Raw genomic sequence first — 14,398 nt, forward strand, 5'->3', positions numbered from 1 at the left:
GGCGGACCTGACACGCTAGGTGGAGGTCACGAAAGCGGCTATGTGCCGGCCGAGTTCGGTGCCCGCGTCCTCCTGGAGGAAGTGACCGGCGCCCTTGATGACGGGATGGTCCAGGCCCGCGGCGCCGGCCATGGACGAGCGCAGGATCGGCGCCATGCCGCCGGTGATCGGGTCGCCGTCGGAGAACGCGACGAGGAACGGCCGGTCGAGGGTGGTGAGCACCTGCCAGGCGGCGCGGTTGGCCGGCCCGGCCGGGTCGCCGGGGGTGTGCGGGACGAGTCCCGGCATGGCGCGCGGGCCCGCCTTGTACGACTCGTCCGGGAAGGGGACGTCGTAGGCGGCGCGCACCTCCGGGGAGAGCCGGGTGGCGCAGCCGGACTGCACGAACCGGGCGACGTCCAGGGCGGGGGCGCTCGCCACCGCGTCCTTGAAGCGGTGCCACACCTCGGGCATGGGAATGTCACCGGTCGGCAAGCCGGTGTTGGCGGCGACGATCCTGGCCACCCGGCCGGGGTGCTCGGCCGCCAGGCGCAGGCCGATGAGCCCGCCCCAGTCCTGGCCGACGAGGGTGACGCCGGTCAGGCCGAGCGCGTCGTACAGCAGGGCGCGGGTCCACTCGACGTGGCGGGCGTAGGTGTGGTCGGACGGCTCGGCGGGTTTGTCGGAGCGGCCGAACCCGACGAGGTCGGGGGCGATGGCGCGCAGTCCGGCCGCGGCCAGCTCGGGCATGACGTGGCGGTAGAGGAACGACCAGGACGGCTCGCCGTGCAGGAGCACGACGGGTTCCCCGGTCGCGGGCCCGGTCTCGACGTAGGCCATCCGCAGCCCGTCGCCGATCTCGGCGTAGCGGGGCTCGTACGGGAAGCCGGGCAGGTCGGTGAAGCGGTCGTCGGGTGTACGCAGGATCCGCATAGAACATGATTCTAGTCCGCGGGCGGCCCGGCGCGTGGAGTCCGGATACCATGAATGCCGATCCCGATAAATGGTGGCATTTCGGTCAATAGACGGACAGCCATTCCTGGATCATTCGATACCGCTGCACCCATCCCGCGGCATGCCATAAGCTGCCACGCAAGTTTCGTGCGGGCCCGCTGTGAAGGGATCGGCCCGCAAGGAGGTCCATGACCGTCACCCAGGCCGTGCCCTTCGCACGCCGCGCCGGCCGCGAGCATCAGGAAAACCGCTGGAAGATCCTGGTGCTGCTCTGCGTGAGCCTCCTGCTCATCACGGTCGACGCGACGGTCCTGCACATCGCGGTCCCCGCACTCACCGCCGCCCTGGAGCCGTCAGCCGTCCAGCTGCTGTGGATCATCGACGTCTACTCGCTGATCGTGGCCCCGCTGCTCATCCTCTTCGGCACGCTCGGCGACCGCTACGGGCGCAAACGCCTGGTCATCGCGGGCTTCGTGCTGTTCGGCGTGGCCTCGGCCGGGGCGGCCTTCGCCCCCACGCCGCTGGCGCTCGTCCTGGCCAGGGCACTGCTCGGCGTCGGCGGCGCGATGATCATGCCGGCCACGCTGTCGCTGATCCGCCAGGTGTTCACCGACCGCCGCGAGCGCGCCATCGCGCTCGGCGTGTGGAGCGCGGTCGCCGCCGCCGGGGCCGCCGTGGGGCCGCTCATCGGCGGCCTGCTGGTCGGCTGGTGGTGGGGCGCGGTCTTCCTGATCAACGTGCCGATCCTGCTCGTGCTGCTGCCCGCCGCCCTGCGCATGCTCCCCGAGTACCGCGACCCCGAGCCGCGCCCGTGGGACGTGACCAGCGCCGTGCTGTCCGTGTTCGGCATCCTGGCGCTGGCCTTCGGTCTGAAGGAGGCCGGGTCGGGCAGCCTGATGCCGTTCCCGGCCGCCGTCGCGGTCTTCCTGACGGGCGCGGGGCTGCTGGTGTGGTTCGCCCGGCGGCAGACCCGGCTGGAGACGCCGCTGCTCGACGTCTCGCTGTTCCGGCGGCGGGAGTTCACCACCGGCGTGCTGGGCGTGCTGCTCGGCGTGTTCGCGCTGGTCGGGCTGCAGCTGATGCTCGCCCAGTACCTGCAGCTCGTGCTCGGCGACACCCCGGTGCGCGCCGCGTTCCGGATGCTCCCGCTGGTGCTGTCGGCTGTCGCGGGCGGGCTGGTCGCCGCGCACATCCTGCCGAGGCTCGGCATGCGCGCCACCATGAGCGGCGGCCTCGCGCTCGTCGCGCTCGCCCTCACCCCCACGCTGACCTGGGGCGTCGAGGGCCATCCCGTGATGCTGGCGTGCTGCTTCGTGGGCATCGGCTTCGGTGTGCAAGTGGCGCTGCTGGCCGCCTCCGACACGATCATGTCCGCCGCGCCCGCCTCCCACGCGGGCGGCGCCGCCGCCATCGAGGGCACCGCCTACGAGCTCGGCGCCGGGCTCGGCGTCGCGGTGCTCGGCACGATCACCACCATCGCGTACGCGCCCGCGGTGCCCGACGTGCGGGGCATCCCCGGCGGGGGCATGGACCAGGCCAGGCAGTCACTCGCGGGAGCCGCCCACGTCGCCGAGGAGATAGGCGGCAGCGCCGGCGGCGCCCTGCTGAACGCGGCCCGCTGGGCCTTCGTCAACGCCCTGCACACGACCGTGGTCGTGAGCGTCGTCCTGCTCAGCCTGACCGCCGTCGCGGTGGCCATGCTGCTCCGCCGTGATTGAGGTGTGCGATGTCCCCCTTAGGGCAGTCAACAACCGTGAGACAGTCCCTCCGTGATCTCGCCGCGCTGGTGGCCCGCCTGGGTGTGGGCGGCATCTTCTTCGCCAACGGCTGGCGCAAGCTGGAAATCGGGCTGATGGAGACCGGAGTCCAGTTCCAGTCCCAGGGAGCCCCCGCCCCGCGCGCCTGGGCCACAGTCACCATGCTGATCGAATTGGTGGGCGGCGCGCTGCTGATCGCCGGGCTGATGGTGTCGGTGATGGGGCTGGTCCTGTTCGCGGAGGCGGTCGCGGTGCTGTGGGTGGCCCCGCCGCTCAACCCGATCACGCTGAACGAGCTGATCCTGCTCGGCGCGGCCTCGCTGCTGCTCGCCGTGGTGGGCGCGGGCCGCGTCTCGGTCGACCACATGGTGGTGATCAGGCGGCGGGAGTCCGCGGCGGCCGACGAGTTCGCCGCCGACAAGGAGGCGGACGCGGTCATCGCCTCGCTGCGCGACCCCGACAAGCCCACCGGCCCGCCCGCCCCGGCCAAGCCCGAGGCCACCGGGAAGCCGGAGACCACGGGGAAGAAGGAGCCGCCCGCCGAGAAACCGGCGCGCCCCCGTACCTCCAAGGAAGCGGAGCCCGCCCTCGAAGACACCGCGCCGCACCCGAGGCCGCGCGCGGCGACCACCGAGGAGCCCTCCCCCTCCCCCGGCGACACGCTGGTGGCGGGCCGCAAGAAGCCGGCGCCCCGGTCGCGGCGCGCCACGGAGGACTAGAGCTCGAAGCGGGCGACGCGGCGCAGCTTGTTCATCGCGTCCAGGGCCGCGACCTTGTACGACTCCGCCAGCGTCGGGTAGTTGAAGACCGCGTCCACCAGATAGTCGATGGCGCCGCCGCAGCCCATCACCGCCTGGCCGATGTGCAGCAGCTCCGTCGCCCCGGTGCCGAACACGTGCACGCCCAGCAGCGAGCGGTCCTCGGGTGAGACGAGCAGCTTGAGCATCCCGTACGTGTCGCCGATGATCTGGCCGCGGGCCAGCTCGCGGTAGCGGGAGACGCCGACCTCGAACGGCACCTGCGACTTGGTCAGCTCGTCCTCGGTGCGGCCGATGAAGGAGATCTCGGGGATGGTGTAGATGCCGATCGGCTGCAGCGGGGTCATGCCGGCCAGCGGCTCGTCGCAGGCGTGCTGGGCGGCGATCCTGCCCTGCTCCATGGAGGTGGCGGCGAGCGACGGGAACCCGATCACGTCGCCGACCGCGTAGATGTGCTCCACCGCGGTGCGGTAGTGCGCGTCCACCGCGATCCGCCCCCGGTCGTCGGCGGCCAGCCCGGCCTGCTCCAGCCCGAGGTGATCGGTCATGCCCTGGCGCCCGGCCGAGTACATGACGGTCTCGGCGGGGATCTTCTTGCCGCTCTCCAGCAGCGTGATGGCGCCCCTCGGCCGGCGTTCCACGGCGGCGACCGTCTCCCCGAACCGGAAGGTGACGGCCAGGTCGCGCAGGTGGTACTTGAGCGCCTCCACGATCTCCAGGTCGCAGAAGTCGAGCATCCGCTCCCGCCGCTCCACCACCGTCACCTTGGTGCCGAGGGCGGCGAACATCGAGGCGTACTCGATCCCGATCACCCCGGCGCCGACGACCACCAGCGACTCGGGGACCCGCTGGAGGTTGAGTATGCCGTCGGAGTCGATGATCGTCTGCTCGTCGAACTCCACCGACTCCGGCCTGGCCGGGCGGGTGCCGGTGGCGATGATGATCTTCCGTCCGCTGATCTTGACGGCCCGTCCCTGCTCGTCGGTGACGTCCAGGGTGTGCGGGTCGGTGAAACTGGCGGTGCCGGTGAAGACGGCCACGTGGTTGCGCGAGAGCTGGCTGCGGATCACGTCGACCTCGCGGCCGATCACGTGCTGGGTCCTGATGCCCAGGTCGCCGACGGTGATGTCGTCCTTGACCCGGTAGCTCTGCCCGTACATCTCCCGCTGGTTGAGCCCGGTCAGGTAGAGCACGGCCTCGCGCAGGGTCTTGGACGGGATCGTGCCGGTGTTGATGCAGACCCCGCCGATCATGTTGCGCCGCTCGACCACGGCGACCCGCTTCTCCAGCTTGGCGGCGGCGATGGCCGCCTTCTGCCCACCGGGCCCAGAACCTATGACAACCACATCGAAGTCGGCCACACCGCCAGTGTGCGTGCCGGTAACGGTCTGGAGAAGCCCGAATCCCGGCTGTCAGGCGGTGGCGCCCGCCGGGACGCGGTCGACGATGCCGCTGGAGCCTTCCTGCCGGGCGCAGTGGGCGCAGCAGTACCAGTGGTCGCCCGACTGGACGCCGTGGCCGATGACCTTGGTGCCGCAGTGCTCGCATACCGGCGCCATCTTGTCGATCGCGCACTGGAAGGAGTCGAAGGTGTGGGTTCTGCCCTGGGCGCGGACCTCGAACGCCATGTCGTAGTCGTTGCCGCATGACTCGCAGACAGCCATGATGATCCCCCCTGATCATTAGTGATGTCCGTGCAGAGGTCTCATATCCGCAGAAGGCCGCCCTATTCAGATTTTTCCGGACTGTCACATCCAGCGGGGCTGCCCCGTCCATGTCGCGTCGGCTACGACTCACCATGGAGGTATCGATGACTCAGCGGCTCAACGTCGCGGCCCTCGCCCCCGAGCCCTACCGGGCGTTCCTCTCCGTCGAGGGGTTCCTGGGCAACTGCGGGATCCCCCACGCCACGATCGGGCTCATGAAGCTGCGCGCCAGCCAGATCAACGGGTGCGCGTTCTGCGTGGACATGCACAGCCGTGATCTGAAGAAGGACGGCGAGAGCGACGAGCGGGTCTGGTCGGCGGCCGCCTGGCGGGAGACCACGGTCTACACGCCCGCCGAGCGGGCGGCGCTGGCCCTGACGGAGGAGGCTACCAGGCTCGCCGACCACGGCAAGGGCGTCTCCGACGAGGTCTGGCAGGAGGCGGCCGAGCACTACGACGACAAGCAGCTCGCGTCGCTGGTGGTGGCCGTCGCGATGATCAATGCGTGGAACCGGCTCGCCGTCACGACCCGGGCCGTCCCCGGCGGCGGCGTCTGACACTCACCGGGCGGGCGTCACGGCGCCCGCCCGGTGCGGACAAATGCGTTGAGCGTACGACGCGCGCCCGGTTAGGTTGGCGCCAGGCGAGAGGGGGCACACCATGAAGCGCGTGCGCATCGTCAGGACGACGACCAGGCGGCGTCCGGTCCGCGGCGCGGACCTTGACCTGCGATCCCCGTCGGGCCGCCGCCTGCCCTACTGAATTTCTGTCTTACACCGCCCTTACCCGGGTTTCTGTTAATAACATAGGTAACAGGAACATCACGGGGGGAGGACGATGAGAAGGCTGGTGACGGTCCCGCCGCGCATCGCCACGCACAAGATCCGCGACATCCGGTCAGTGGCCGTGCACCGCAAGCAGGCGGCCGTCGATCCGAAGGTCGTCGACCTGCGGGCCTACACGGGCCGCAACGTGATCCGCTTCCCCGACGGCCCCACCCCCGCGGCCTAGACCTCGTAGAGCTTCTTGCGGTAGGCGGCGTCCGAGTAGTACGTCTCCAGCTCCTCAAGGGTCTCCGGTGTGGTCTGCAGCTCCTTGACCAGGGTGGCGTGCGACGGCAGCGGGTCGGGGCCCCACTTCTCCGGCCGCCAGAGCGCGCTGCGCATGAACGCCTTGGCACAGTGGAACATGATCTGCTCGATCTCCACGACCAGGGCGAGCTTGGGCCGATGACCCTTGACGATCATCTCGTCGAAGAACGGCGCCTCCCGCACGAGCCGGGCACGGCCGTTCACACGCAACGTCTCGTTGCGGCCGGGGATCAGGAAGATCAGGCCGACGTGCGGGTTGGACAGGATGTTGCGGAACCCGTCGGCCCTGCGGTTGCCGGGGCGCTCGGGGATGGCGATCGTGGTGTCGTCGATCACGTGGGCGAACCCGGCCGGGTCGCCCTTGGGCGAGACGTCGCAGTTGCCATCGGCGTCGGCCGTGGCGATCAGGCAGAACGGCGAGGTCGCCAGCCACTGGCGGTCACGGTCGTGCAGGCGGGTGCGCTCCTTCGTCGCCGCCCGCGGCATCACTTCACCCAGCAGCTCGCGCAGCTCGGCCTCGGACTCGATCTCCACCCAGCTCATCCGCTCTCCTTTCACGCCCATCCCGGACATTGTGTCAGGAAAGCGCTTCCGGGCCAGAGAGGGTCACCAGCGGCGGGCCCGGGCCATCGCGCCCAGCAGCAGATCGCGCTCGACCGCGAACCGGGCCGGATCCGTCCTCTCCCGCTCCGCGCGCAGGTGGAGCATCGTCAGCTCGGTGGCCGCCTGCTGGTAGTCGCTCATCTCACGGCCCAGCCCGGCGCCCCTGGCCCACTTGCGGGCCGCGCGACGGGCCGCGATCGTCGTCAGCATCCCCACGTCCTGCTCGGTGACCAGGCCGGTGTGACCGTACAAGGGGAGATAGGCGCCCATCCGTGAGACGAGCTGCCTGCGCTCCACCACCGTGATGACGATCAGCCCGATGAGCACCAGCATGATCACCAGGTACGCGCCGGCGACCGCCGCCAGCGACCCGCTGGAGGCCGCGCCGTTCCACAGGGCGTGCAGGAAGACCGCGCCCAGATAGCCGAGCGGGATCGCGGCGAACCGGGCGGCGTTGCGGCGCGTCAGCGCGTACGCCACCCCCACCCCGATCATCGACGTGTACACCGGGTGGCCGAGCGGGTCGATCAGCCCGCGGATGACGAACAGCTGGAAGGCCGCGCCCGCCCCTTCCTCACCGAAAGCGGTCAGGTAGTAGCCGACGTTCTCCACGGTCGCGAAGCCCAGCCCGGCCATGGACGCGTACACGATGCCGTCCGTCAGCCCGTCGATCTCCCGCCGCCGCCGCAGGAGCAGCAGCAGCGCGGCGCCCTTCAGCGCCTCCTCGATGACCGGCGCGAGCACCACCGCGCTGATGAGGTTCACGGCCTGCTGACCGTAACCGGCGCGGGCGAACAGCTCGATGCCCACGACGCTCAGCAGGATGGCCAGCCCCACCGCCACCCCCGCGCCCCAGCTGAACGAGAACGCCAGATGCAGCTTCGGCTCCGGCTCCAGCCGGTCGAGCGAGAGCACCGCCGCCAGCAACACCGGCAGCGGCGCGATGGCCAGCAGCGCCGACAGACCGAAGCCGACGGGCCCGCCGCTCAGCAGCAGCACCGCGAGCACGCCCAGCGCCAGCAGGCCGGACAGCACCAGGGCGATGATCAGCGCCTTGCTGGGCCGCTGGTCGAGCATCGGGGTTTGCGGCGGAACCGTCATGGCAGGCCCTCCCTTTCCATGGACACCCAGCATGTCGCGTCCTGATCGACGCCCGGTTTCAGAACGGTTGACGAAACCATGGCGAACACGCGCCGAGCAATCTATCGAAGCCCCGTACCCGGGTAGAGGTCACCGGCATGATGGCGAAACTGTACGAGCGATGGCTGCTCCACCTGTGGCAGGGCGAATTCTCCCTAGCCCACGAACTCGTCACCCCCGGCTTCGTCGGCCACTGGCCGGGCATGGACGTGCACGGCCCCGACCAGCTGATCGAGACGCTCCGCCAGGGACACGAGCCGTTCGACGACGTCACGATCACCCTCGACGTCGGCCCCGTCGTCGACGGCGACCACGTGGCCGCCCGCTGGACCTTCGCCGGCGCCTACCGGGGCGGCATGCCCGGCGCCACCGCGGCCCCCGGCACCCGGATCGCCTTCAGCGGCCACGACATCCTGCGCGCCGAGGACGGCAGGTTCGCCGAGTACTGGGTCATCTCCGACATCCAGTCGCTCTCCCGCCAGCTCGGGACGGGCTGACACGCCCCGACCCTGGTGACGGCGCCGCGGCCGGAAGCGCGAACGAGGTGCCGGATCGGCACCGGCACCTCGTTAGCGGACGATCTACCCCTCGCTCAGCTGCAGCCGCTGGTCGAGCCGCAGCCCTCGCAGACGTAGCAGCTGCCCGCCGGGCGCATCTTGGTGCCGCACGTCATGCAGAGCGGCGCGTCGGCGGTGAAGCGCTGGTGGCTCTCCAGCGTCAGCTCCTTGCTGGGCTCCTGCTTCGGCTTCTCCTCGATCGGCGCCGACTGGGCCAGCGACTCCACCGTCTCCTGCAGCGCCGCCGGGTCCTCGCCGCGCTGCTGCGCCGCCCGCTCGGCCGCCGAGAAGATGCCGAGCGCCGCCCGCTCCTCGTAGGGCAGGTGGTCGAGCGCCAGCCGCCGGAAGATGTAGTCCATCACCGACGTCGCCATCCGGACATCCGGGTCGTCCGTCATGCCCGCCGGCTCGAAGCGCATGTTGACGAACTTGCTCATGTACGTCTCCAGCGGCACCCCGTACTGGAGCCCGATCGAGATCGCCACCGAGAAGGCGTCCATGACGCCCGCCAGCGTCGAGCCCTGCTTGGACATCTTCAGGAAGACCTCGCCCAGCCCGTCATCGGGGTAGGAGGAGGCGGTCATGTAGCCCTTGGCGCCGCCGACCGTGAACCGCGTCGTGGTGCTCGGCCGCTGGTTGGGCATGCGCCGCCTGGTCGGCCGCGCCACCTCCACGACCTTGACCTCCGGCTCGGCGGCCTTCGGCTCCTCCTTCTTGCTGCCGCCTGCCGACAGCGGCTGGCCCACCTTGCAGTTGTCGCGGTAGACCGCCAGCGCCTTCAGGCCGAGCTCCCAGCCCTCACGGTAGACCTGCTCGATGTCGTCGATCGTGGCCGACTCGGGCAGGTTGACCGTCTTGGAGATCGCGCCCGACAGGAAGGGCTGCGTCGCCGCCATCATCCGCACGTGACCCATCGGCGCGATCGCCCGCTCGCCCATCGCGCAGTCGAACACCTCGTAGTGCTCCTGCCGCAGGCCGGGGGCGTCGACCACGTGGCCGTGCTCGGCGATGTACTCGACGATCGCCTCGATCTGCTCCTGCTGGTAGCCGAGCTTCACCAGCGCCCGGGGCACCGTCTGGTTGACGATCTGCATCGACCCGCCGCCGACGAGCTTCTTGAACTTGACCAGCGCCAGGTCGGGCTCGATGCCGGTCGTGTCGCAGTCCATCATCAGGCCGATGGTGCCCGTGGGCGCGAGCAGGCTGGCCTGGGCGTTGCGGTAGCCGTTCCGCTCGCCCAGCTTGAGGCACTCGGCCCACTGCCGCGACGCCTCGGCGTGGATCTTGGAATCCATCGCGCCGATCGCGCGCAGGTTGTCGTTGGCCGCCGCGTGCTTGCGCATCACCCTCTTGTGCGGCTCGGCGTTGCGCGCGTAGCCGTCGTACGGGCCGACCACCCCGGCCAGCTCCGCGCTGCGGCGGTAGGACACGCCGGTCATCAGCGACGTGATCGCCCCGGCCACCGCGCGACCGCCGTCGGAGTCGTAGGCGTGACCCGTCGCCATCAGCAGGGCGCCCAGGTTGGCGTAGCCGATGCCGAGCTGCCGGTAGGCGCGCGTCGTCTCACCGATCTTCTCCGTCGGGAAGTCGGCGAACGTGATCGAGACGTCCATCGCCGTGATGATCAGCTCGGTCAGCTTGACGAAGCCGGGCACGTCGAACGAGCCGTCGTCCTTGAGGAACTTCAGCAGGTTGATGCTGGCCAGGTTGCAGGACGAGTTGTCCAGGTGGACGTACTCGGAGCAGGGGTTGCTGGCCGTGATCCGCCCGGTCTCCGGGGTGGTGTGCCAGTCGTTGATCGTGTCGTCGTACTGCACGCCGGGGTCGGCGCACTCCCACGCGGCCTTCGCCATCTTGCGGAACAGGTCGCGGGCGTCGACGGTCTCGATCACCTCGCCGGTGAGCCGGGCGCGCAGGCCGAACTTCTCGCCCTTCTCCACCGCGCGCATGAACTCGTCGGAGACCCGCACCGAGTTGTTGGCGTTCTGGTACTGCACCGAGACGATGTCCTTGCCGCCGAGGTCCATGTCGAACCCGGCGTCACGCAGCGCGCGGACCTTGTCCTCCTCGCGCGCCTTGGTCTCGATGAACTCCTCGATGTCGGGGTGGTCGACGTCGAGCACGACCATCTTGGCGGCCCTGCGGGTCGCGCCACCGGACTTGATCGTGCCGGCGCTGGCGTCGGCGCCGCGCATGAACGACACGGGACCGCTGGCGGTGCCGCCGCTGGAGAGCAGTTCCTTGGACGAGCGGATGCGGGACAGGTTGACGCCCGACCCGGAGCCGCCCTTGAAGATCACACCCTCTTCCTTGTACCACTCCAGGATCGACTCCATCGTGTCGTCCACGGCGAGGATGAAGCAGTTGTGCACCCGGAGGTTGCCCGAGAGGTATTCGCCGCTCTCGGTCTGAATGTCGTAGACCTCCATCGGCCCGAGGTCCTCGACCCGGTCGATCTCCAGCCGCTTGGTCGCCTTCGACGGGTGTCCCGGCTTGTCGAAGCTCGCCTCGAGCTTGCCGGACTTGGTCTCGTCGACGAAGCCGATCTCGTCGGCGAAGGTGCGCCGGTCGCCGGCGGACTGGATGCGCAGCGTCCAGCAGCCCTTGCGGTCGTCGCTGGCGTCCTTCTTGAAGCCGACGCGGGCGTAGATGCCGAAGCGCAGCAGCAGGCGCTGCATGCCGCGGATCAGCTCCTCGGAGATCATGTCGACCTCGACGACGGTGGAGCTCTCCCTCGCGGAGACGAAGCCCTCGGCCTGGAAGACGCTGCGGAGATAGGCGGCCACCACCGGCAGCGGAGCGGTGAAGAGACCGGCGGGGACGGACATGTCGACGCCGCGCCGACGCAGGTCCCACTTGTCCACGAAGCCTTCCAGCGACTTGCCGTAGAGGCGGGTGAGCCGGCAGTCGAGCGAGGTGTCCTGCGTCTCCACCGTGCACTCCTTGCGGTGCACGTCGGGGAACGCGACGTCGAGGGCTCGGGTCACCCAGGCGAGCTCGGCGTCGTTGACGGTCATCGCCTCGATGGTGAGGGACTTGTCGGTCCCTTCGTACTGTCCGACGAAGCCGTCGGACTGCAGCCAGCCGGCGAGGGCCGCCTCCGCCACCTCGGTGAAGTCGATCTCGCCTTCGCCGAACGCTTCGCGCCGGTGCCACTCGAGCTGGTCTCCGGGATTGAGGGTGGCGGCCTCCACGAAGTGGCCGGTGCCGTCGCCGGTGGCCTTCCACACCAGGTGGTCGCCGGTGACGTCAAGCGTGTAGCCCGCCTTGGTGTGCAGGCGCAGCACGTTCTTCACGCCGTTGGCCTTGGTGGCGATGACGCGGGTGAGGCCGTGGGCGTCGTAGACCTTGGCGCCGATCGCGTTGTCCTGGACGAGCTTGCCGATCGGGACGAGCCCGTCGGGCGTGCTCACCAGCGCGTCGTACGGCTGGCAGGCGCTCACCTGCTGGGGCGACTGGGTGCCGACGTTGAACCAGACCGGGGAGTTGAAGGCGAAGATCTGGTGGACCAGGGCGTACTTCAGCTCGTGGTCGAAGATCTCGGCGTCCTCGTCACTGGCGAAGTAGCCGTGGTCCAGGCCGGTCCGCGTGTAGACGCCGACGACCCGGTCGACGAGCTGCTTCAGGCTGTGCTCGCGCTGGGGTGTGCCGACCGCGCCGCGGAAGTATTTGGTGGTCACGATGTTGGTCGCGTTGATCGACCAGAAGTCGGGGAACTCGACGCCCCGCTGCTCGAAGTTGACCGAGCCGTCGCGCCAGTTGGTCATGACGACGTCGCGGCGCTCCCACGCGATCTCGTCGTACGGGTGCACGCCGGGCGTGGTGAAGATCCGCTTCATCTTCAGACCCTTGCGGGGACGCTTGCCTCCGCGCGCCACTGATCCGCTGGACGTCTCCGTCATGACTCCCCCTTCTCCGCCTTCAACTGTTTGATCTCGGCCTCGAAGTCCGCCAGGCTCTCGAAACCGCGGTAAACCGATGCGAACCGCAGGTAGGCCACCTCGTCGAGCTCGCGCAGCGGCCCGAGGATCGCCAGCCCCACTTCGTTGGAGGCGATCTCGGCCGCGCCCTTGGCCCTGATGGCCTCCTCCACCCTCTGCCCCAGCTGCGCCAGTGAGTCCTCGCTGACCGGTCTGCCCTGGCAGGCTCGCCGCACGCCCGCGACGACCTTGTCACGCGAGAACGGCTCGGTGACTCCGCTGCGCTTGCTGACCATGAGGAGCACGGTCTCCTGGGTGGTGAATCGCCGCCCGCATTCGGGGCAGGTGCGCCTGCGTCTGATCGCCGCGCCGTCCTCTGTGGAGCGGCTGTCGATGACCCTGGTGTCGGGGTGGCGGCAGAACGGACAATGCACGCTTACGCCTCCTCGTTTCAGGGGTCACCACAGGCACGGCATCCGCCTCTGGGGACGCTCGCGCACGCACCGGAGCTTCTGTCTGGTGCGGTCGCCGAAACACAAGGTGTGGTGAACTACATCGGTGTAACTACTAGATGTTGTGGTCCAACCGTAGAAGCGCGCGACCATGAACGCAAGTTGGCCGGGCCCGCCCGGCCGAAGTCGCTGATCAGCCCCCGCGTCCCCGCCCCGCCTCGGCGTGTCGTCCGGGACGTGTCACTTTTGTTGGTACGCGTCACGTACGTGATGTTTGTTCACAGGAGGCTCGCGGGCATCGCACGGTCACCTATTGTCCCTGGTGTAAAGGGGTGCCGACGCCATCGGGGCCGTGGAAGCGGGTGCCCGCCCATCTGGGCGGACTCGTCAGCCCGTCGAACCGCTTTGCCTCGTCCGCGACGGCCCCTAGGTCCTCGCCGGGGTGGACGCCGGCGCCGCTCAGGTTGTCGCCTTCACGCACCTGTGCCTACGACAGGCCGGCAACGCTCCTCAGGTTGTGGCCTTCACGCACCTGCGCCCAGGGTAAGCCGGCGACGCTCCACAGGTTGCCGCCTTCACGCACCTGCGCCCACGACAGGCCGACGGCGCTTCTCGGGCTAGCGCCTTCACGCACCTGTACCCACGGCGGGCCGACGGCGCTCCACAGGTCGTCACCTTCACGCACCTGCGCCCACGACAGGCCGACGGCGCCCGGCGAGCGCTCGACCCCTGCGTGGCCGGCCGCCCTGGTGCCGAGCCAGAACCCGCCCAGCGACAGCAGCGCCATGACCAGCACCAGCGCCGCGCGGCCCCGCCGCGTCAACCGCACCGGCGCGGTCTCGGCCGCGCCACCCCGCAGCCTCTTCCCCGCCCGCGCACGCCGCCCACTGTCGGCCCCCGCGGAGCGGCCCACCCCGTCGGCCTGCGTGGTGCCGCCGGTCCTGCCGACCTGCGTGGCGCGGCCGGTCCTGTCAACCTGTGCGGCGCGACCGGCCCTATCGATCTGCGTAACGCGACCGGCCCTGTCAACCTGTGCGGCGCGACCGGCCCTGTCGATCCGCGCGAACCTCGGGAACCAGCCCATCCTTGGCCGGCCGAGCTGCGCTGGAGTCCCGGGCACGACGACGCGGCGACGCGCCCGCACCGCGTCCCCTTCAATCGCGCCGTCCCCCTTACGCGTCCGGCGCCTCGATTGCAGGTCCGCCGGGGCCCGCTCCCCCTGCGCTGCGCGCGCACTCCCCTTGGGTACCATCGACGCCCCGTCCCGCCGGAGCCCCCGCACTCGGGCCGGGGACACCGGCGACCGCTCAGCGCGACCGTCGCCGAGCCCGTCTTCGCCGGTGAGGCCGGAACGCCGCAGAGGGCCGTCGTCCGTCAGGCGCCTTTCCGGCGCACCCTGCCTCCGGCGCCGCTCCACGACCCGCCGCTCGCCCCCCGCCTGGCGCCCACCGTTGACAACCTGACCGACTCCGGGCACGCGC

Annotated in this window: 13 protein-coding genes; 5 read left to right on the top strand and 8 right to left on the bottom strand. The window is 70.1% G+C overall.

The features are described 5' to 3' along the window. Positions 1-15: 15 nt before the first annotated feature. Complete coding sequence (locus tag ACIBF7_RS19165) at positions 16-912, bottom strand: haloalkane dehalogenase (RefSeq protein WP_397197725.1); 897 nt, start codon at positions 910-912, stop codon at positions 16-18. Positions 913-1,121: 209 nt separating this feature from the next. Between ACIBF7_RS19165 and ACIBF7_RS19170 the strand changes: the two genes are divergently transcribed. Further along, complete coding sequence (locus ACIBF7_RS19170; protein WP_148030148.1) at positions 1,122-2,651, top strand: MFS transporter; 1,530 nt, start codon at positions 1,122-1,124, stop codon at positions 2,649-2,651. 35 nt (positions 2,652-2,686) lie between these two features. Further along, complete coding sequence (locus ACIBF7_RS19175) at positions 2,687-3,409, top strand: DoxX family membrane protein (protein WP_397197726.1); 723 nt, start codon at positions 2,687-2,689, stop codon at positions 3,407-3,409. Here ACIBF7_RS19175 and sthA read toward each other — a convergent pair. Together sthA and ACIBF7_RS19185 are read right to left on the bottom strand one after the other, a co-directional pair. Then, positions 3,406-4,809, bottom strand: a complete 1,404-nt coding sequence (gene sthA, locus ACIBF7_RS19180; RefSeq protein WP_148030146.1) for a Si-specific NAD(P)(+) transhydrogenase — start codon at positions 4,807-4,809, stop codon at positions 3,406-3,408. The genes ACIBF7_RS19175 and sthA overlap by 4 nt on opposite strands. A gap of 51 nt (positions 4,810-4,860) precedes the next feature. Beyond that, entirely contained in the window at positions 4,861-5,112 is a 252-nt protein-coding gene (locus ACIBF7_RS19185) for a hypothetical protein (protein WP_148030145.1), read from the bottom strand. A gap of 146 nt (positions 5,113-5,258) precedes the next feature. On the opposite strand from ACIBF7_RS19185, the gene ACIBF7_RS19190 reads away from it, so the two are divergent. Together ACIBF7_RS19190 and ACIBF7_RS19195 are read left to right on the top strand one after the other, a co-directional pair. Then, positions 5,259-5,711 (top strand): carboxymuconolactone decarboxylase family protein, encoded by a 453-nt coding sequence (locus ACIBF7_RS19190; protein WP_148030144.1) that lies wholly within the window; start codon positions 5,259-5,261, stop codon positions 5,709-5,711. Between the two features lie 280 nt (positions 5,712-5,991). Further along, complete coding sequence (locus ACIBF7_RS19195) at positions 5,992-6,165, top strand: hypothetical protein (RefSeq protein ID WP_187281029.1); 174 nt, start codon at positions 5,992-5,994, stop codon at positions 6,163-6,165. Here ACIBF7_RS19195 and ACIBF7_RS19200 read toward each other — a convergent pair. Both ACIBF7_RS19200 and ACIBF7_RS19205 read right to left on the bottom strand, forming a co-directional pair. Then, positions 6,162-6,788 (bottom strand): pyridoxamine 5'-phosphate oxidase family protein, encoded by a 627-nt coding sequence (locus tag ACIBF7_RS19200; protein ID WP_148034382.1) that lies wholly within the window; start codon positions 6,786-6,788, stop codon positions 6,162-6,164. The genes ACIBF7_RS19195 and ACIBF7_RS19200 overlap by 4 nt on opposite strands. Positions 6,789-6,851: 63 nt before the next feature. Further along, a complete protein-coding gene (locus ACIBF7_RS19205) occupies positions 6,852-7,949 on the bottom strand; it encodes a PrsW family intramembrane metalloprotease (RefSeq protein WP_187281028.1) in 1,098 nt (365 codons plus the stop codon). Positions 7,950-8,086: 137 nt separating this feature from the next. On the opposite strand from ACIBF7_RS19205, the gene ACIBF7_RS19210 reads away from it, so the two are divergent. Continuing rightward, the gene (locus ACIBF7_RS19210) at positions 8,087-8,485 is read left to right on the top strand and encodes an ester cyclase (protein WP_148030142.1); all 399 of its coding nucleotides are present in this window, start codon (positions 8,087-8,089) and stop codon (positions 8,483-8,485) included. Positions 8,486-8,580: 95 nt separating this feature from the next. Here ACIBF7_RS19210 and ACIBF7_RS19215 read toward each other — a convergent pair whose 3' ends face one another. The 3 genes from ACIBF7_RS19215 to ACIBF7_RS19225 form a co-directional block, all read right to left on the bottom strand. After that, a complete protein-coding gene (locus ACIBF7_RS19215; RefSeq protein ID WP_397197727.1) occupies positions 8,581-12,447 on the bottom strand; it encodes a vitamin B12-dependent ribonucleotide reductase in 3,867 nt (1,288 codons plus the stop codon). Next, entirely contained in the window at positions 12,444-12,899 is a 456-nt protein-coding gene (gene nrdR / locus ACIBF7_RS19220; protein ID WP_148030140.1) for a transcriptional regulator NrdR, read from the bottom strand. Before nrdR ends, ACIBF7_RS19215 begins: the two co-directional genes overlap by 4 nt. A 505-nt stretch (positions 12,900-13,404) precedes the next feature. Further along, entirely contained in the window at positions 13,405-14,061 is a 657-nt protein-coding gene (locus ACIBF7_RS19225; RefSeq protein WP_397197728.1) for a hypothetical protein, read from the bottom strand. Positions 14,062-14,398: the final 337 nt, after the last annotated feature.

The sequence above is a fragment of the Nonomuraea sp. NPDC050478 genome, from assembly GCF_044458265.1.
GTDB classification, from domain to species: domain Bacteria; phylum Actinomycetota; class Actinomycetes; order Streptosporangiales; family Streptosporangiaceae; genus Nonomuraea; species Nonomuraea ferruginea.